The sequence below is a fragment of the Streptomyces sp. NBC_00876 genome (assembly GCF_045207435.1).
GTDB lineage: Bacteria > Actinomycetota > Actinomycetes > Streptomycetales > Streptomycetaceae > Streptomyces.
The window spans coordinates 6295579-6314482 of record NZ_CP108800.1 but is presented as its reverse complement, the minus strand read 5'-3'; the positions used below and the strand labels follow the sequence as shown (position 1 = coordinate 6314482).

General features: G+C 70.5%; 16 protein-coding genes. 4 read left to right on the top strand and 12 right to left on the bottom strand.

Annotation, left to right across the window (positions count from 1 at the left end; all coding sequences use genetic code 11):
* Positions 1 to 128 precede the first annotated feature (128 nt).
* From OG782_RS27890 to thyX, 3 genes are all read right to left on the bottom strand, one after another.
* On the bottom strand, positions 129 to 1814 hold the full coding sequence (locus tag OG782_RS27890; protein ID WP_406455496.1) for a ribonuclease J: 1686 nt from the start codon (positions 1812 to 1814) through the stop codon (positions 129 to 131).
* Between the two features lie 131 nt (positions 1815 to 1945).
* Entirely contained in the window at positions 1946 to 2845 is a 900-nt protein-coding gene (gene dapA / locus OG782_RS27885) for a 4-hydroxy-tetrahydrodipicolinate synthase (protein WP_406455494.1), read from the bottom strand.
* Positions 2846 to 2997: 152 nt separating this feature from the next.
* The gene (gene thyX, locus OG782_RS27880) at positions 2998 to 3735 is read right to left on the bottom strand and encodes an FAD-dependent thymidylate synthase (RefSeq protein ID WP_406455492.1); all 738 of its coding nucleotides are present in this window, start codon (positions 3733 to 3735) and stop codon (positions 2998 to 3000) included.
* A gap of 186 nt (positions 3736 to 3921) precedes the next feature.
* Here thyX and OG782_RS27875 point away from each other — a divergent pair, with 186 nt between their 5' ends.
* On the top strand, positions 3922 to 4161 hold the full coding sequence (locus OG782_RS27875; protein WP_406455490.1) for a hypothetical protein: 240 nt from the start codon (positions 3922 to 3924) through the stop codon (positions 4159 to 4161).
* 94 nt (positions 4162 to 4255) lie between these two features.
* Positions 4256 to 4807 carry a hypothetical protein gene (locus tag OG782_RS27870; RefSeq protein WP_406455488.1) on the top strand — a complete coding sequence of 184 codons (552 nt, stop codon included), beginning with the start codon at positions 4256 to 4258 and terminating at the stop codon, positions 4805 to 4807.
* A 94-nt stretch (positions 4808 to 4901) separates the two neighbouring features.
* On the opposite strand, the gene OG782_RS27865 is transcribed toward OG782_RS27870, so the two are convergent.
* The 6 genes from OG782_RS27865 to eccD all read right to left on the bottom strand — a co-directional run bounded on the left by OG782_RS27865 (position 4902) and on the right by eccD (position 11999).
* Positions 4902 to 5372: a hypothetical protein gene (locus tag OG782_RS27865; protein WP_406455487.1), complete on the bottom strand. Its 471-nt coding sequence runs from the start codon at positions 5370 to 5372 to the stop codon at positions 4902 to 4904.
* A 13-nt stretch (positions 5373 to 5385) separates the two neighbouring features.
* A complete protein-coding gene (dapB, locus tag OG782_RS27860) occupies positions 5386 to 6138 on the bottom strand; it encodes a 4-hydroxy-tetrahydrodipicolinate reductase (RefSeq protein WP_406455485.1) in 753 nt (250 codons plus the stop codon).
* A 34-nt stretch (positions 6139 to 6172) separates the two neighbouring features.
* Positions 6173 to 7552, bottom strand: coding sequence for a M16 family metallopeptidase (locus OG782_RS27855; RefSeq protein ID WP_406455483.1), 1380 nt, complete (start codon positions 7550 to 7552; stop codon positions 6173 to 6175).
* Positions 7549 to 9762 (bottom strand): polyribonucleotide nucleotidyltransferase, encoded by a 2214-nt coding sequence (locus OG782_RS27850; protein WP_406455481.1) that lies wholly within the window; start codon positions 9760 to 9762, stop codon positions 7549 to 7551. Before OG782_RS27850 ends, OG782_RS27855 begins: the two co-directional genes overlap by 4 nt.
* A 270-nt stretch (positions 9763 to 10032) precedes the next feature.
* Positions 10033 to 10323: a 30S ribosomal protein S15 gene (gene rpsO, locus OG782_RS27845; protein WP_018551846.1), complete on the bottom strand. Its 291-nt coding sequence runs from the start codon at positions 10321 to 10323 to the stop codon at positions 10033 to 10035.
* Positions 10324 to 10499: 176 nt separating this feature from the next.
* A complete protein-coding gene (gene eccD / locus OG782_RS27840; protein ID WP_406455479.1) occupies positions 10500 to 11999 on the bottom strand; it encodes a type VII secretion integral membrane protein EccD in 1500 nt (499 codons plus the stop codon).
* Between the two features lie 203 nt (positions 12000 to 12202).
* Between eccD and eccCa the strand changes: the two genes are divergently transcribed.
* Both eccCa and OG782_RS27830 read left to right on the top strand, forming a co-directional pair.
* Positions 12203 to 16168 (top strand): type VII secretion protein EccCa, encoded by a 3966-nt coding sequence (eccCa, locus tag OG782_RS27835; RefSeq protein ID WP_406455477.1) that lies wholly within the window; start codon positions 12203 to 12205, stop codon positions 16166 to 16168.
* A gap of 162 nt (positions 16169 to 16330) precedes the next feature.
* Positions 16331 to 16564 (top strand): DUF397 domain-containing protein, encoded by a 234-nt coding sequence (locus OG782_RS27830; protein WP_406455475.1) that lies wholly within the window; start codon positions 16331 to 16333, stop codon positions 16562 to 16564.
* A gap of 102 nt (positions 16565 to 16666) precedes the next feature.
* Here the strand turns inward: OG782_RS27830 and OG782_RS27825 are convergent, their stop codons facing one another.
* The 3 genes from OG782_RS27825 to mycP form a co-directional block, all read right to left on the bottom strand.
* On the bottom strand, positions 16667 to 16972 hold the full coding sequence (locus OG782_RS27825) for a WXG100 family type VII secretion target (RefSeq protein ID WP_406455473.1): 306 nt from the start codon (positions 16970 to 16972) through the stop codon (positions 16667 to 16669).
* 79 nt (positions 16973 to 17051) lie between these two features.
* The gene (locus OG782_RS27820; RefSeq protein WP_406455471.1) at positions 17052 to 17402 is read right to left on the bottom strand and encodes a WXG100 family type VII secretion target; all 351 of its coding nucleotides are present in this window, start codon (positions 17400 to 17402) and stop codon (positions 17052 to 17054) included.
* Positions 17403 to 17648: 246 nt separating this feature from the next.
* Positions 17649 to 18866 carry a type VII secretion-associated serine protease mycosin gene (gene mycP / locus OG782_RS27815; RefSeq protein WP_406455469.1) on the bottom strand — a complete coding sequence of 406 codons (1218 nt, stop codon included), beginning with the start codon at positions 18864 to 18866 and terminating at the stop codon, positions 17649 to 17651.
* Positions 18867 to 18904 lie beyond the last annotated feature (38 nt).

The window sequence follows — 18904 nt, the reverse complement described above, 5'->3', positions numbered from 1 at the left end:
CCCTCTGGGAGGTACGCGGCGCACGAGTGTGCGCGGTGCTTCCCGGTGAGGCGGAGACGTAAACGTACTGGAGCGGGGCTCCCCGATGCAAATCGGGGGCCCCGCTCCGGAGTTCGCGCCTGTCGGGGTCAGACCTCGACGACGACGGGAAGGATCATCGGGCGCCGGCGGTAGGTGTCGGAGACCCACTTGCCCACCGTGCGGCGGACCAGCTGCTGGAGCTGGTGCGGCTCCATCACGCCGTCCTGGGCCGACTTGTTGAGAGCCTCCTCGACCTTCGGCACGACCGCGCTGAATGCCGAGTCGTCGATGCCGGAGCCCCGGGCCTGGATGTGGGGGCCTCCCACGATCTTGCCGGAGGAGCTGTCGACCACGATGAAGACGGAGATGATGCCCTCGTCGCCGAGAATACGGCGGTCCTTGAGGGAGGTCTCGGTGACGTCGCCGACCGAGAGGCCGTCCACGTACACATAGCCCGCCTGGACCTTGCCGACGATCTTGGCCTTGCCGTCGATCAGGTCGACGACCACGCCGTCCTCGGCGATGACGATGTGGTCCTTCGGGACGCCGGTCAGGGCGCCGAGTTCGGCGTTGGCCCTGAGGTGGCGCCATTCACCGTGGACCGGCATCAGGTTCTTCGGCTTGCAGATGTTGTAGAAGTACAGCAGCTCGCCGGCCGAGGCGTGGCCCGAGACATGGACCTTGGCGTTGCCCTTGTGGACGACGTTGGCGCCCCAGCGGGTCAGGCCGTTGATCACGCGGTAGACCGCGTTCTCGTTGCCGGGGATCAGCGACGACGCCAGGATGACCGTGTCGCCCTGGACGATGCGGATCTGGTGGTCACGGTTGGCCATCCGGGACAGGGCCGCCATCGGCTCGCCCTGCGATCCCGTACAGACCAGCACGACCTCGTCGTCCGGCAGGTCGTCGAGGGTCTTGACGTCGACGACCAGTCCCGCGGGAACCTTCAGATATCCCAGATCGCGGGCGATGCCCATGTTCCGGACCATCGAACGTCCGACGAAGGCGACCCTGCGGCCGTACTCGTGGGCTGTGTCGAGGATCTGCTGGATGCGGTGCACGTGGCTGGCGAAGCTCGCCACGATGATGCGCTTCTGGGCATTGGCGAAGACCGTGCGCAGAACGTTCTGGATGTCCCGCTCGGGCGGTACGAAGCCGGGGACCTCGGCGTTCGTCGAGTCGGAGAGCAGAAGGTCGATGCCCTCCTCGCTCAGCCGGGCGAACGCGTGCAGGTCGGTGAGGCGGCCGTCCAGCGGCAGCTGGTCCATCTTGAAGTCGCCGGTGGCGACGGCCATGCCCGCAGGCGTGCGGATCGCGACCGCGAGAGCGTCCGGGATGGAGTGGTTGACCGCGATGAACTCGCAGTCGAAGACTCCGATGCGCTCGCGCTGCCCCTCCTTGACCTCGAGGGTGTACGGCCGGATGCGGTGCTCCTGGAGCTTGGCCTCGATGAGCGCGAGGGTCAGCTTGGAGCCGATCAGCGGGATGTCCGGCTTCAGACGCAGCAGATACGGGACACCACCGATGTGGTCCTCGTGTCCGTGCGTCAGGACGATGCCCTCGACGTCGTCGAGGCGGTCCCGGATGGTGGTGAAGTCCGGGAGGATCAGGTCGATACCGGGCTGTTCCTCCTCGGGGAAGAGGACGCCGCAGTCGACGATGAGCAGGCGGCCGCCGTACTCGAAGACCGTCATGTTGCGGCCGATTTCGCCGAGGCCGCCGAGGGGGGTGACCCGCAGGCCGCCCTTCGGGAGCTTCGGCGGGGTGCCGAGTTCAGGATGCGGATGACTCAAAAGACTCTCCTTACCACACGCGCCACGTACCGCTTGGGCACGTGGCGCGCATGTCATTCGTGCACTTGCTGTTGTCTTTGGTGTTGCTCTGTTGCGAGTGTTCTTCGCGTATTCAGTTGTGAAGTCTGTGGTTAGAGCTGTACCCCACCGGCGGCAAGATCGATCTTGAGCTGAGCCGTTTCCTGTGCGGTGAGTTCCACCAGGGGGAGACGGAGCGGGCCCGCCGGGAGGCCCTGAAGGGTGAGCGCGGCCTTGGTCGTGATCACGCCCTGGGTACGGAACATGCCGGTGAACACCGGCAGCAGCTTCTGGTGGATCTCCGTGGCCTTCTGCACGTCTCCCCCGAGGTGGGCCTCGATGAGGGCCCGCAGGTCCGGGGTGACGACATGGCCGACGACGGAGACGACACCGACCGCGCCGACCGAGAGGAGCGGGAGGTTCAGCATGTCGTCGCCGGAGTACCAGGCGAGGCCGGACTGCGCGATGGCCCAGCTGGCGCGGCCGAGGTCGCCCTTGGCGTCCTTGTTGGCCACGATGCGCGGGTGCTCGGCGAGCCGTACCAGCGTCTCTGTGTCGATCGGCACACCGCTGCGGCCCGGAATGTCGTAGAGCATCACCGGCAGACCGGTGGCGTCCGCGATCGCCGTGAAGTGACGGAGGAGGCCCTCCTGCGGCGGCTTGTTGTAGTACGGAGTGACCGCGAGGAGGCCGTGGGCGCCGGTGCGCTCGGCGGTCCGGGCGAGCTCGATGCTGTGGCGCGTGTCGTTCGTCCCGATGCCGGCGACGATGTGCGCCCGGTCTCCCACTGCTTCGAGCACAGCCCTCACGAGCTGGTCTTTCTCCGCGTCGCTGGTGGTCGGGGACTCGCCGGTGGTGCCGTTGATGATCAGGCCGTCATTGCCTGCGTCCACCAGGTGGGTGGCGAGCCGCTGGGCGCCGTCGAGGTCGAGTGCGCCGTCCGCCGTGAAGGGCGTGACCATAGCGGTGAGGACCCGCCCGAAGGGGGTCTGCGGAGTGGAGATCGGAGCCATGGGTAACACGCTACTCGTTGCTCGGCACACCCTGCCCCCTCGGGGGGACAAGCAAGAGGAGCCCGGCACTGCCTGCTCGGGGGTTCAAGCAGTGCCGGGTCCGTTTGATCAGCCTAGATGAACTTCACGAAACGCCGCAATACGGACACCGCCTATGGGGCGACGCGTCCATTTTTGTTGAAGGCTGCATGGGTGAGCGGCATGAGCTGCGCCCAGTGCGCTTCCATCTGCTCTCCGACCATCTCGATCTCGCGCTGCGGGAAGGACGGAACCTTCGCCAGCTCGTGCTGCGTGCGCAGTCCGAGGAAGTGCATCAGCGAGCGGGCGTTGCAGGTGGCGTACATCGAGGAGAACAGGCCGACCGGCAGGACCGCACGGGCGACCTCGCGGGCCACACCCGCGGCCAGCATCTCCTGGTAGGCCTCGTACGCCTGGCGGTAGGAGTCCTCCATGACGCGGCCGGTGAGCTCCGCCTGCGCCTCGGTGCCCTCGACGAACTCGTACTTTCCGGGGCGGCCCTGCTGGACCAGCTTGCGGGTCTCCCCCGGGACGTAGAAGACCGGCTCCAGCTCCCTGTAGCGGCCCGATTCCTCGTTGTACGACCAGCCGACGCGGTGCCGCATGAACTCGCGGAACACGAAGATCGGGGCGCTGATGAAGAAGGTCATCGAGTTGTGCTCGAACGGACTTCCGTGCCGGTCCCGCATCAGGTAGTTGATGAGACCCTTGGAGCGCTCAGGATCCTTGGTGACCTCCTCCAGAGACTGCTCCCCGGCCGTGGAAACACGGGCGGCGAACAGCACGTCGGAGTCGCCTGCGGCGTGTTTCACCAGGTCAACGGTGACATCGCTGCGGAATCTGGGCTTTGCGGGCTCGGGGGTGTCGGTCACCGGCGGGGTCCTTCCAATGGCGTCGCTCGGGCGGCGTCCACTCTACGGGCCACCACCGACAACGCGGTCGCCACCACCCTTCCGGGGATTTCTTCGGTCAATCCGGCGATTCGGGGCACCGATCGGGCTCGCCGCGCGTCTGACTCATCAGCACCACCCGAAACAGAGTTCAAGGAGAGTTACCTCATGTTCCGCCGGCGTGAATCCGTCCCGTTCTCGTTCGTAGCCGAGGCCGACCGATTCCGCAGTAACGTCACACCGCCGCCGCGGCCGCGCAGCAGCGTTTCCGAGAAGGCGGGCCGCACGCTGGTCGGTCTCGCCGTGGTCGCCGGACTCGCCGGATCGCTGCTGCTGGGCCTGCCGGCCCTGGCACCGGACCAGTCACCGTCGCACGGTCAGCAGACCGAGGCGGCACACGGGCGATGACTCGTACGGGCCCCCTGGGGTGGTCCGGCCGGTAGCCTCCTCGGTAGCCTCACCGGGCACAGCAATCGAGCGTGCTTGTGAGTGAGGATCAGTCGTGCCCCTGCCCTTTCTGACGGCCGACCGCGCATTTGACGCGAGCGCTGAGGACATCGCGCTGCCGTTCGACGACCACGACAGCTGGCGCCGTCCCTACCGGCCCGGTCCGTGGCGTGTCGCGGCCGCGGCCGGCCTGCTGCTGCTCGCCTCGTTCGTCCTGTTCGCCGGGATGATCACCGCGTTCGCCGGGGCGCTGCCCGGGGCCGGTGCCTGTCTCGCGCTCGCCCTCGCCGTGATCATCTGTGCCCTGCGGATGCTGCGCATCGGTGCCTGGGTGAGCCGGCACGGCGTGCGCCGGGTGGGTTTCTTCCGTACGACGACCGTGCCGTGGAACCGGGCCGCCGCGGTCCGTACGGTGCAGCAGCCGGTGAGGTGGCTCGGGCTCCCGCGCACGGTCCAGGGACAGGCCCTCATCGTCGTACGCAAGGGCGGGGACGCGGTGCCGCCGCTGCTCACGGACTCCAGCGCGGACTTCCTGGCACGCGGTGAGGCGTTCGACCGGGCTGCCGACACGATCGAGGCGTGGGGGGACGAGTACCGGCAGCACTGAGTGGTGACCGGCCCGGCCCGGCAGCACAAGACCGTCCGGCGTTCGAGTCGAACGCCGGACGGTCTTGTGCTGTCGTGGTGCGGGCGGGCCCTGGCTACGTGCCGGACGCGGCCGGCGAGGCCGGGGTGCGCCTGCCGTGGAGGGCGATGGCCCGCTGCATGGCCTTGCGGGCCCTGGGGGTGTCCCGGGCGTCCTGATAGGCGACAGCGAGGCGGAACCAGCTGCGCCAGTCGTCCGGGGCGTCCTCCGTCTCCTCCCGGCGGCGGGCGAACACCGCGTCGGCGGAGTCCCGGTCGATACGGCCGCTGGGGGTACGGATCAGCTCGTCGACCGGCAGTCCGCCCTCGGCGTCGAGTTCGGCGGCCAGGGCGTTGGCCCTGCGGACGAACTGGGTGTTCTTCCAGAGGAACCAGATTCCGATGGCCGGCAGGATCAGCACGGCGACCCCGAAGGTCACCGTGAGCAGCGTGCCGTGCTCGATGAGCAGGACACCGCGGCTGCCGACCAGGACGAAGTAGAAGACCAGGACGGCAGCGGTGACGACGTAAGTGATCTTTGCGCGCATGGCGTGGGCTCAGTCAGTTCAGGTCGAGGAAGTTTTCCAGGCCGAACGTGAGGCCCGGAGTGGTCACCACGCGGCGTGCGCCGAGCAGGATGCCCGGCATGAAACTGCTGTGGTGCAGGGAGTCGTGCCGGATGGTGAGGGTCTCGCCCTCACCCCCGAGCAGTACCTCCTGGTGGGCCAGGAGGCCGCGGAGCCGGACCGAGTGGACCGGGATCCCGTCGACGTCGGCGCCGCGCGCCCCGTCCAGTGCCGTCGCCGTGGCGTCCGGCTGGGGTGCGCAGCCCGCCTCGCGGCGGGCCTCGGCGATCAGCTGGGCGGTGCGGGCGGCGGTGCCGGAGGGGGCGTCGGCCTTGTTGGGGTGGTGCAGCTCGATGACCTCGACCGACTCGAAGTAGCGGGCGGCCTGTTGCGCGAACTTCATCGTGAGGACCGCGCCGATCGAGAAGTTCGGCGCGATGAGCACACCGGTCCCCGGCGATGCGGAGAGCCAGGTGTTCAGCTGCGCGAGCCGTTCGTCGGTCCAGCCGGTGGTGCCGACCACGGCGTGGATGCCGTGCCCGGTGCAGAACTCGAGGTTCTCCATCACCGACGAGGGGGTGGTGAGCTCGACGACGACCTGGGCGCCGGTGTCCGTGAGGGTCTCCAGCTTGTCGCCGCGGCCGAGTGCGGCCACCAGCTCCAGGTCTTCGGCGGCCTCGACCGCTCGTACCGCTTCGGAGCCGATACGGCCCCGGGCACCGAGAACGGCCACGCGCAGCTTGCTCATGCTTGCTTCTTTCGGGTGACGAGTGACTGGGTGACTAGGCGACTGACTCGTGGAGGCGGTCGGCCTGCTTGTCCTTGAGCGGGCCGATGACGGAGAGCGAGGGGCGGTGTCCGAGGACCTCGCCCGCCACCGAGCGGACGTCGTCCGGGGTGACCTGTGCGATGCGGGCCAGCATGTCGTCGACCGACATCTGTTCGCCCCAGCACAGTTCGCTCTTGCCGATGCGGTTCATCAGCGCTCCCGTGTCCTCCAGGCCGAGGACCGTGGAGCCGGAGAGCTGGCCGATGGCCCGGCCGATCTCCTCGTCGCTCAGTCCGTCCGACGCGACGCGGTCGAGCTCGTCGCGGCAGATCTTGAGGACGTCATGGACCTGGCTGGGCCGGCAGCCCGCGTACACCCCGAAGAGCCCGCAGTCCGCGAAGCCCGAGGTGTACGAGTAGACGCTGTAGGCGAGGCCGCGCTTCTCCCGTACCTCCTGGAAGAGGCGGGAGCTCATACCGCCGCCGAGGGCGGTGTTGAGTACGCCGAGCGCCCAGCGGCGCTCGTCGGTGCGGGCCAGTCCCGGCATGCCGAGGACCACATGGGCCTGCTCGGTCTTGCGGTTCAGCAGTTCGACCCGGCCCGCGGTGCGCAGCGTGCGGGAGCCCTCGCGCGGCGCCATCGGGGCGGCGTCGGTGCGCGAGAGCGCTCCGGCGCGCTCGAAGGCCTTGCGGACCTGGCGTACGACCGTGGCGTGGTCGACGTTGCCGGCTGCCGCGACGACGAGGTGCGTGGGGTCGTAGTGCTTCTTGTAGAAGCGGGCGATCTGGCCGCGGTTCAGGGCGTTGATCGTGTCGACCGTGCCCAGGACCGGACGGCCGAGCGGGGTGTCGCCGAGCATCGTGTGCGCGAACAGGTCGTGCACGCAGTCGCCCGGGTCGTCCTCCGTCATCGCGATCTCCTCGAGGATGACACCGCGCTCGGCGTCGACGTCCTCGGAGGTGATCAGCGAGCCGGTCAGCATGTCGCAGACGACATCGATGGCCAGCGGCAGGTCCGTGTCGAGGACCCGCGCGTAGTAGCAGGTGTACTCCTTCGCCGTGAAGGCGTTCATCTCGCCGCCGACCGCGTCGATCGCGGAGGAGATGTCCAGGGCGCTGCGCTTGGCGGTGCCCTTGAAGAGGAGGTGCTCGAGGTAGTGCGTCGCGCCGTTCAGGGTCGGGGTCTCGTCGCGTGATCCGACGTTGGCCCAGATCCCGAAGGTGGCGGAGCGTACGGAGGGCAGGGTTTCGGTGACGATGCGCAGGCCGCCGGGGAGGACCGTGCGGCGGACCGTGCCGATGCCGTTGCTGCCCTTGAGAAGCGTTTGGGTACGGGCGACGGCCCGCCCCTCCGAAGAGGGGCGGGCCGTCGTCACGGAACTACGGGACGTCACTTGTCGGTGTCGTCCTTCTTCTCGTCCTCTTCACCCTCGATGACCGGGATCAGGGAGAGCTTGCCGCGGGAGTCGATCTCGGCGATCTCGACCTGGACCTTGGCACCGACGCCGAGCACGTCCTCGACGTTCTCCACGCGCTTGCCACCGGCGAGCTTGCGGATCTGCGAGATGTGCAGCAGGCCGTCCTTGCCGGGCATCAGGGAGACGAACGCACCGAAGGTGGTGGTCTTGACGACCGTACCCAGGTAACGCTCGCCGACCTCCGGCATGGTCGGGTTGGCGATCGCGTTGATCGTGGCGCGCGCGGCCTCGGCCTGCGAGCCCTGCTGGGCACCGATGTAGATGGTGCCGTCGTCCTCGATCGTGATGTCGGCGCCGGTGTCCTCCTGGATCTGGTTGATCATCTTGCCCTTGGGGCCGATGACCTCACCGATCTTGTCCACCGGGATCTTGACGGTGATGATCCGCGGGGCGTTCGGGGACATCTCGTCCGGGACGTCGATGGCCTCGTTCATCACATCGAGGATGTGGAGGCGTGCGTCACGGGCCTGCTTCAGCGCGGCGGCCAGGACCGAGGCGGGGATGCCGTCGAGCTTGGTGTCGAGCTGGAGCGCGGTCACGAACTGCTTCGTACCGGCGACCTTGAAGTCCATGTCACCGAACGCGTCCTCGGCGCCGAGGATGTCGGTGAGGGCGACGTAGTGGGTCTTGCCGTCGATCTCCTCGGAGATCAGACCCATGGCGATACCGGCGACGGCGGCCTTGAGGGGCACACCGGCGTTCAGCAGCGACATGGTGGAGGCGCAGACCGAGCCCATGGACGTCGAGCCGTTGGAGCCCAGCGCCTCGGAGACCTGGCGGATCGCGTACGGGAAGTCCTCGCGGGAGGGCAGCACCGGCACGATGGCGCGCTCGGCGAGCGCGCCGTGGCCGATCTCGCGGCGCTTGGGCGAGCCCACGCGGCCGGTCTCACCGACGGAGTACGGCGGGAAGTTGTAGTTGTGCATGTAGCGCTTGCGGGTCACCGGGGAGAGGGTGTCCAGCTGCTGCTCCATCCGGAGCATGTTGAGGGTGGTGACGCCCAGGATCTGGGTCTCGCCACGCTCGAAGAGCGCCGAGCCGTGCACGCGCGGGATGGCCTCGACCTCGGCGGCGAGCGTACGGATGTCCGTGACGCCGCGGCCGTCGATGCGGACCTTGTCCTTGATGACGCGCTCGCGGACCAGCTTCTTGGTCAGCGCGCGGTACGCACCGGAGATCTCCTTCTCGCGGCCCTCGAAGGCCGGGAGGAGCTTCTCGCCCGCGATCTCCTTGATGCGGTCCAGCTCCGCCTCGCGCTCCTGCTTGCCGGCGATGGTGAGCGCCTTGGCGAGCTCGGTGCTGACGGCCTTGGAGAGGGCCTCCAGGACGTCGTCCTGGTAGTCGAGGAAGACCGGGAACTCACCGGTGGGCTTGGCAGCCTTGGCGGCGAGGTCCGACTGGGCCTTGCAGAGCGCCTTGATGAAGGGCTTCGAGGCTTCCAGACCGGCGGCGACGACCTCTTCGGTCGGGGCCTCGGCACCGTCCTGGACGAGCTGGATGGTCTTCTCGGTGGCCTCGGCCTCGACCATCATGATCGCGACGTCGCCGTCCTCCAGGACGCGGCCCGCGACGACCATGTCGAAGACGGCGTCCTCGAGCTCGGTGTGCGTCGGGAAGGCGACCCACTGGCCCTTGATCAGGGCGACGCGGGTGGCGCCGATGGGGCCGGAGAAGGGCAGGCCCGCCAGGATCGTGGAAGCGGAGGCGGCGTTGATCGCGACCACGTCGTACAGGTGGTCGGGGTTGAGCGCCATGATCGTCTCGACGATCTGGATCTCGTTGCGCAGGCCCTTCTTGAAGGAGGGGCGCAGCGGGCGGTCGATCAGGCGGCAGGTGAGGATCGCGTCCTCGGAGGGGCGGCCCTCCCGGCGGAAGAAGGAGCCGGGGATCTTGCCGGCCGCGTACTGCCGCTCCTCGACGTCCACCGTGAGGGGGAAGAAGTCGAGCTGGTCCTTGGGCCGCTTGGAAGCGGTGGTGGCCGACAGCACCATGGTGTCGTCGTCCAGGTACGCGACGGCGGAGCCGGCGGCCTGCTTGGCCAGGCGGCCCGTCTCGAAGCGGATGGTGCGGGTGCCGAAGGTTCCGTTGTCGATAACGGCCTCGGCGTAGTGGGTCTCGTTCTCCACTAGTGATTTCTCCATACTCGTCGTCTTTCGTCCTGACGCCCGTGTGGCGCAGGACGGTGCGGAGAGGCGCACCTTGTGTGCGGGGCCGGTCTTCGATCGAAGCTCCCGGGCGTTGTCCCGGGGGCCACTACCGAGGACCGGCGGCGGCCGGAGGGCGCCTCTCCTCGTCTGTTGTCGTACGTCCAGGTTACTGAGGTTTCCCCCGGTACCGCACGTACGGCAAAGGGAGCGGCCCCCTAGAAGTGGGAACCGCTCCCTTTCACAGCGTCCTTACTTGGCGCCGCCGGCCGCGCCACGGCGGATGCCGAGGCGGTCGACGAGCGCACGGAAGCGCTGGATGTCCTTCTTGGCCAGGTACTGCAGGAGGCGGCGACGCTGGCCGACCAGGATCAGCAGACCACGACGGGAGTGGTGGTCGTGCTTGTGCGTCTTGAGGTGCTCCGTCAGGTCCGAGATGCGGCGCGAGAGCATGGCGACCTGGACCTCGGGGGATCCGGTGTCGCCCTCCTTCTGCGCGAACTCGGTCATGATCTGCTTCTTCGTAGCGGCGTCGAGCGGCACGCGTACTCCTCTTTGGTGTTCGATGCGCCCACGAGTGCCCCTGGTCTTGATCTCAGGGGAGCTTGTGTGACTCGGGAGCGAAGGTCCGATGAGCGCAGCCCCCAGAGTCAACCGGGAACGCGTACACAAACGGCCACAGCCAGACTACCAGCCGTTCGGAGCGGCCCCTACGGGCCTCAGCCGGTGAGGGCCCTGGCCCGGGCGAAGACGTCGAGGACCGCCAGGCAGAGCGGGACGAGGGAGAGCAGGAGCGCGCTCTCCGCCAGGTCCAGCGCCCGGCCCCAGAAGGGGGACAGCCCCTTGCGGGGAACGCTCAGGCCCGCCGCGGTGAGCAGGGCGGCACCTGCGGCGACGGCTGCGCAGAGCCAGATCGTACGGATGTCGGGGGAAGCGCCGTCGCCGTATCCGCCCGGCGCAGGGGAGGCGGGCGGGTTGAGCGCGAGGCCGAGGATCAGCAGGGCGACCGCGCCGATGCCCGCCGCGAGCACGCAGACGACCTGCGCGGTGTAGCGGAAGAGCCGGGCGCGCAGCAGCAGTGCGAGTCCTGCGGCGAGGGCCAGCAGCTGCGCCCAGGTGTTGCCGGAGAAGCCGAGTACGGCGGCGGCCGCGACGACGACGGCCGCGCATCCGCCGGCCAGGCCGAGCAGCAGCTCGTGGCCGCGGCGGGCCCGTTCCGCGACGAGGGCGGCGTCGACGGGGGTGGCAGGGGCGGCGCTGTCCGTGTCCGGTTCGGCGAAGGGGTCGCTGAGGGGGTCGGTGAACGGGTCGCCGTGGCCGCCCGTGGCGGTGCTCGGCGCCTCGTATCCGATGGGGATCCGGGCGAGGCGGGCCGACAGGCCGGGCAGGAAGGCGACGAGTCCGATGGCGGCCGGGGCGCAGACGGCGGCCGCGGCGGTGGCGGTGGCCTCGGTGAGGATCGCGGCGAAGCTCGCCAGGGTGCCCGTTGTGGCCAGGACGGCCGCCGCGACGAAGGGGGCGTCCTTGTGCGGGGTGAGGGCGACCAGGACGACGGAGGCGGTCAGCACGGCGACGCAGCCGAGCAGGAACTGGAGGCGGCCGGGGCCCTGGCCGGCGTCCGGTCCGATGACGCCGGAGCCCCCGATGAGAACGAGGGGCAGTGCGCCGAGGCCGAGGGCGAGGGCCGTGACCCGGTCCGCGTAGACCCGGGCGCGTACCCCCGCGAAGGCGGTCAGGAGCAGTCCCGCGGTGCCCGCGACGATGCCGGGCAGTCCGTGCATGTCGTGGCGGACCGGGTCGGCGGACCACAGGACGAGGGCCATCAGGACGAGCAGCAGGACACCGCCCGCCGGACCGGCTCCGCGCAGCAGGTCGTCGCTCCACAGGTGGCGCTCGCGCACGACGGCGGAGGCGATGGCGTCCGTGACGTCGTCGAAGACGGCGGGCGGCAGCGATTCGGCGAAGGGGCGCAGGCTGAGGAGTTCGCCGTCGAGCACCTGCTGGGCGGCGAGGGTGCGCGAGCCGTCCAGGACCGTGCCGTCGCGGCGTACGAGGTGGTACCCGGTGGGTGTGGCGACGGCCTGGGCCCGGCCGGTGAGGCGGAGGATCTCCGGCCAGACGTCGGCGACGGCGAGGTCCTGCGGCAGTGCGACGTCGGTCCTGCTGTCGGGCGCCACGACGGTGACACGGCAGAAGCCGCTCGCTGCGGTCGTACTCACGTGTCCGGTCCCCCTGTTTCCGCGCCGATCCGCGGTCGCGCACGATGCGCGGACAACCCTATCGGGAGCGGCGCAGCCGGGAGGGGGCCGTGGCCGCGGGCACTTAGGATCGCGGGGGCCGTCCGTGAGCCGGCCCTTCCCGGGGCGCCGGTGAGTATCCGCCCGGCCCTCCGCCCTTCCGTACTGAGGGAATTGATGCACCGGTGAGCCAGATCGTCGTGAAGCGACCGCCGCGGGCCATGCCGCCGGAAGTCCCCACGGACGAGGTGGTGCTGGAGTCTCCTCCCGCGCTGCCGCGCGCACAGCGGGAGGGTCTGCTGATGCAGGTCCTGCCGGTGCTGGGCATGGGTTCGTCGGTGGTCTTCTTCTTCTCCCCGCAGGCACCTTCGTTCCTGCGGGTCATGGGTGTTCTGATGCTGGTGTCGACCGTGGCCATGGTGGTCGCCCAGCTGGTGCGCCATCGCCGCGGTACGCAGGGGCGGACGGCGGACGTCCGGCGCGGCTACCTCGCGCATCTGGCGCAGGCGCGGCGTACGGTGCGGCGGACCGCGCGGGCCCAGCGTGATGCGCAGTGGTATCTGCACCCGGCTCCCGATCAGCTGTGGTCGGTGGTTGCCGGGGGCCGCCGGGTCTGGGAACGGCGGCCCCACGACCCGGACTTCGCTCTGGTGCGGATCGGGCTCGGGGCGCAGCGGCTGTCGACGCCCCTGCCGGCGCCGGACATCGCGGCTGCCGGCCTCGCGGCGGCGGACGAGCCGGATCCGGTGTGCGCGGACGCGGTGCGGCGGTTCGTCGCGGTGCACGGTTCGCTGGACGGGCTGCCGGTGACCGTTTCGATGCGGGCGTCCTACCGCGTCACGGTGTCCGGCCGGCCGGAGTCGGCGCAGTCGGCGGCGCGGGCGATGGTGGCCCAGCTGGTGACGCTGCACTCGCCCGAGGATCTGGTGGTCGCGGTCGTGGCGGGGCCCGGGGCGGTGGCGCGCTGGGACTGGACGAAGTGGCTGCCGCATGTGCAGGTGCCCGGCCAGGTCGACGGGGCCGGCACCAAACGGCTTTTCGCGAATGATCTGCGCGAGCTGGAGCCGTTGCTGGCGGGCCGGCTGGAGGGGCGTGGGCGGTTCGGCCGGGAGGCCGCTCCGCTGCTGGACCGGCCGCATGTGGTGGTGGTGCTGGACGGCGCCTCGGTGGGGCCGGATTCGCTGCTGGCGGCGCCCGAGGGGCTTCAGGGCGTGACGGTCCTCGAGGTGGTGCCGGGCGAGGCGGATGTACCGCGCGGCGGTCTGTCCTTGGTGGTGCGGCCCGGTCTGCTGCGGCTGGACTCCGGCGCGGGTGCGGTGTACGAGGGGTCGCCGGACGGCATCGCGCTGCCGGTGGCCGAGGCGCTGGCCCGGCAGCTGGCACCGCTGCGGACGGGCGGGGGCGACGGGGGTGAACCGCTGCTGGCCGAACTGGACTTCACCGAACTCCTGCATCTGGGCGATGCGGCCTCGGTCGATGTGGCGCGCACCTGGCGTCCGCGGTCGGCGGCCGAGCGGCTGCGGGTGCCGATCGGGGTGGGTGAGGACGGTCTGCCGGTGATGCTGGACCTGAAGGAGGCGGCGCAGGAGGGCATGGGGCCGCACGGCCTCTGTGTCGGTGCGACGGGTTCGGGGAAGTCGGAGCTGTTGCGGACGCTGGTGCTGGGGCTCGCGGTGACGCACCCGTCCGAGACGCTGAACTTCGTCCTCGCGGACTTCAAGGGCGGTGCGACGTTCGCCGGGATGGCGCGGCTGCCGCACGTGGCCGCGGTCATCACCAACCTGGCCGACGATCTGAGCCTGGTCGACCGGATGGGCGACGCGATCAGCGGTGAGCTGCAGCGCCGCCAGGAGCTGCTGCGGGCGGCGGGCAACTACGCGGGCATCCATGAGTACGAGAGGGCCAGGGCGGCGGGTGCGGCGCTGGAGCCGCTGGCCTCGCTGGTGCTGGTCATCGACGAGTTCTCCGAACTGCTGACCGTCAAGCCGGACTTCATCGACATGTTCATCCGGATCGGGCGCATCGGCCGGTCGCTGGGGGTACATCTGCTGCTGGCCTCGCAGCGGCTGGAGGAGGGCAGACTGCGGGGTCTGGACACCTACCTCTCGTACCGGATCGGGCTGCGGACCTTCTCGGCCGCCGAGTCGCGTGCGGCGCTGGGTGTGCCGGACGCGTACCACCTGCCGTCGGTGCCCGGCTCGGCCTTCCTCAAGGCCGGGACGCGGGAGATGACCCGGTTCAAGGCGGCGTATGTGTCGGGGACCTGTCGCCCGGACGGTCCGGGGCTGCCGGTGGGGCAGGCCGGGCCGGGGCGGCGGGCGGCGTTGTTCGGTGCCCTGCCGGTGCCGGTGCGGGACGCGGGGCCCGGCCCGGCGCCCGTTCCGGCGGCCGGCGGGGACGACGCGCTCGCCGACACCGTGCTCGATGTGATCGTGCGGCGGCTGGAGGGCCAGGGGGTGCCCGCCCATCAGGTGTGGCTGCCGCCGCTGGACCGGGCGCCGTCCCTGGACCAGCTGCTGCCGGGGCTCGCGCCGACGGCGGAGCGCGGGTTCACCGCCGCGGAGTACACCCGGCCCGGCGGGCTGACCGTCCCGCTCGGTCTGGTCGACAAGCCGTTCGAGCAGCGGCGCGAGGTGCTGTACCGGGACTTCTCCGGGGCCGCGGGGCACATGATGGTGGTCGGCGGGCCGCAGTCCGGCAAGTCGACGGTGCTGCGGACGCTGATCTCGTCGTTCGCACTCACCCACACCCCCGGCGAAGTGCAGTTCTACGGGCTCGACTTCGGAGGTGGCGGACTCGCCCCGCTGGCGGAGCTGCCGCATGTGGGGCAGATCGCCTCACGGCTGGACCCCGAGCGGGTGCGGCGTACGGTCGCCGAGGTGGCGGGGGTGCTGAGCCGGCGCGAGGAGTTCTTCCGCGCCCACGGGATCGACTCCGTCGCCACCTACCGGCGCAGGCGTGCCCGCGGTGAACTGCCCGGCGAGCCATGGGGCGACGTCTTCCTGGTCATCGACGGCTGGGGCGGCTTCCGGACCGCGCACGAGCCGCTGGAGCAGGTCGTCACCGACATCGCCGCGCGCGGGCTCGGCTACGGCGTCCATGTGGTCCTCTCGGCCGCCCGCTACATGGAGGTGCGCGCCGCGCTGAAGGACCAGATCCTCGGGCGGCTCGAGCTGCGCCTCGGCGATGTCATGGACTCCGAGTTCGACCGGAAGGTCGCCGCCCAGGTGCCCGCCGGGGTGCCGGGCCGTGGCCAGGTTCCGGAGAAGCTGCATTTCATGGCCGCGCTGCCGCGTATCGACTCCGTCTCCGGCGCCGGGGATCTCGCCGACGGCACGGCCGGGCTGGTCGGGTCGGTGAAGGCGGGCTGGACGGGTGCGCCGGCGCCCGCCGTACGGCTGCTGCCGCGCAGGCTGCCCGCGGAGCAGCTGCCGAAGGGGTTCGAGTTCCCGGACCGGGGCATCGCGATCGGTGTCGCCGAGACGGACCTGGAGCCGGTGTTCGTCGACTTCGACACCGATCCGTTCTTCCTGGTCTTCGGCGAGAGCGAGTCGGGCAAGACGAATCTGCTGCGCCTGATCGCGAAGCAGATCGCGGAGCGCCACTCCCCCGACGAGGCGAAACTCGTCGTCGGGGACTACCGGCGGGGGCTGCTGGGCGCGCTGCCGGAGAGCCATCTGCTGGAGTACGCGCCGTCGGCGGACGCGCTGCGGACACACATGGAGGCGCTGGCCGGTGTGTTCGAGCGCCGGCAGCCGCCGGCGGACGTGACCCCGCGGCAGTTGCGCGACCGGAGCTGGTGGAGCGGGCCGCAGATCTTCGTGGTCGTCGACGACTACGACCTGGTCGCGACGGGCGCGGGCAGTCCGCTGGCCCCGCTGGCGGAGTATCTGCCGTTCGCCCGGGACACCGGGGTGCGTTTCGTCGTCGCCCGGAACTCGGCGGGGGCCTCGCGCGCGATGTACGAGACGTTCCTCCAGCGGATCAGGGAACTGGGCGCGCAAGGTGTGGTGCTGTCCGGCGATCCGGCCGAGGGCGATCTCATCGGGTCCGTGCGCGGGGCGCCGATGCCGCCGGGGCGCGGGCAATTCGCCACCCGGCGCCGGGGGAACCCGCTCGTGCAGACCGGAAGGCTGCCCGAGCGGGGCTGAGCCGGGCCGCGCACCCCACAGCGTCCGCGGGACGCGCCGGTCCGGCGCGTCCCGCGAGCACACATCCGCGCGGTCCGCCCGCGGATCGGCCGACCTGGTCCTTCACCGGCGCGGTGCCTGTACGGTGCCGTGCAGAGCCACGTACGGAGAGGACCCTTGACGATGGGCACGCAGGCGGAGAAGGACGAGCTGTACGCACTCGACATCTCGGGGGTGGAATGGCTGAGTGCGCCCGGGACCGAAGAGGCCGAGGAGCGGGTCGAGATCGCCCACCTGCCGGGCGGGGCCGTGGCGATGCGGTCCTCACTGGACCCGGACACCGTGCTGCGGTACACCGAGGCCGAGTGGACCGCGTTCGTACTGGGCGCCCGGGACGGCGAGTTCGACCTGACGTAGTGACGGTCCGGCCGCACGGCGGAGCACGTTCGGGTGAACGTGCCCCCGGTGGCGGCCGGCCGTACGCGGCGCCGGCTGTACGCGGCGCCGGCCGGCCGGCGGTCAGTACGCCTCGGTGAACAGGCGTGAGGCCCTGAGGTCCGTGGCGCGGTAGTTGTCCTTGCCGGACTCGATGATGCGCGCGACGTGTTCCAGCCGGCCCTTCATGTGGTCGGCCTTGCCCCGGTACTTGTTCTGGAGCGTCACGTACTCGGCGTGGGCCTCACCGTCCCATGTGTCGGTGACGACCTTGAGCGCGGCGTCCATCTCCTCGAGGTCGCGGCAGATGTTCTGCGACACCACACGGATGCGGTTGGCCACCTCCTGGACGCTCGCGTACCTGACCTTGGTGTGGGGGTCGTGTCCCATCCGGGCTCTCCTCCGGCTCGGTTGCGGGTAGATGCTGCGGGTGCAGCGGAACAGCAGGTAGATGGGGCTACGGGACGGGTCAGACGCCGTTCAGCCCGGAGCTGTTGCCCGAGGAGACCGGTTCCTTCACCGCGTTGAAGGCTGCCCGGACCTCCTCGTCGTTGGCGTTGCTGAGGCTCCGGGTGCCGTCGACGGCGCGGTGCAGCACTCCGAGGAGACGGCGGATCTCGTCGTGGTCCTCGTTGATCACGAGCTGTGCGGACGTGAAGCCCGAGGCGCCGGCCCCGGTCCACCCCGCCCCGACCGTCGCGAGGATGTCGGCCAGCTCCCTGGACTGGCCGGACACCGCCTCGGCCGTATTGATGATCTTGTTCTTGGCCTGGACGACCGGATCGTCGGCGAGTCCGAATCCACCCGTGGGGTTGGTCATTCGGAGGTCCTATCTCTCGGTTCACAGACCTGTCCGCCGATCGCGGCCAGGTGTCTTCGTGTCCCTGTGCACCCCGGACACGGAGCGGGGAGCGTGCGGACGGCCGGGGAGGACGGCGCGGGCTCTCCGGAGTCGCTCCGGGCCACGTCGGCTCCCCACGTCACGCACGTGAAGTGCCACACCAGCCTAGCCAGTTCACCCTCTCCCGCCGGCCTCGGAAGGGGCCGGGAGATCAGGAACGGCCGGTCACCGGCCGCGCGTCCTGCGGCGTCTCGCAAGGTCCCGCGCGACGGTCGCCGTACCGGCCACCGCGGCGGTCAGAACGGCCGCGACAGCCAGCGCGTAGGTGGCGTACCGCTTGCTGCGCCGCTGCGGGCTCTCCGTCATCGACAACGGCGCGGGATCGGGGGCCTGGACCCTGGGGGGCGCCGGGTCGGGGTGGGGTGCGTCCTGCGGGGCGTCGTCGCCGGACAGTGAGCGGACCGGGTCGACTACACCCCATCCGATGAAGTCGTCATGGCCGTTGACGGAGCGTTCTGCGGTCTGTTCGATCCGGGCGACGACCTGCCGCGCCGTCCAGCGCGGGTACTTGGCACGCAGCAGCGCGGCGACCCCGGTGACGTAGGGAGCCGCGAAACTGGTGCCGCTGTCGGTGCACTGACCGTTGCCCGGGACGGTGGAGACGATGTCGACGCCCGGTGCGGCGACCCCCACGAAGTGCCCGGTCTGGGAGAAGGGGGCACGTTCGTTGTTGCGGTCGGACGCGGCGACGGCGAGGACACCGTCGAAGGCGGCGGGATAGGTGGGTTTCGGTCTGCCGTCCAGGCCGTCGTTGCCCGCGGAGGCGACCACCACGATGTCCTCGCCGATGGCCCGGGCGACCGCCCGGCCCAGCGCCGATTCACCGGTCAGCGGCCTGGCGGTGTCCTGGGAGATGTTGATGACCCGGACGCCCTCGGCGATCGCGTGGTCGATCGCGGCGGCCATCGTGGCGTCCGTGCCGCTGTTGCGCTCGTCGTTCTGGCGGATCGGGACGATGGTGGCCTCGGGTGCCAGACCGACGAATCCGGTGCCGTCCAGGGGCCGGGCCGCGATGATGCCGGCGACCTTGGTGCCGTGGCCGACCTCGTCGACCGTGCCGTCGCTCCCCGCGCCCCCGATGTAGTCGGCGCCGGCCGAGGCGTCGACGGCCGAGGCGAGCTGCGGATTTGTGTCGTCCACCCCGGTGTCGATGACGGCGACCCGGACGCCCTTGCCCCGGGTGTCCTGCCACAGCTCGTCCAGGAGCACCCGCTGGAGCGGCCAGGGGCGGCTCTCGAACTGCTTCTTCATCGGGAAGGCGCACTCGCCGCCGCCGTCTATGCCCAGGTCGCCGGGGCCCGTGGCGGCGTACACGGCCTGCGGCCCGGCAAGGGCGGCCAGTGCGGCGGCCGCCGTCAGCAGCGAGGCCCTGCGGTACGTCATCGTCTTCGCTCCCCCGTGCCGCCGCCGCGCCCGGCTCC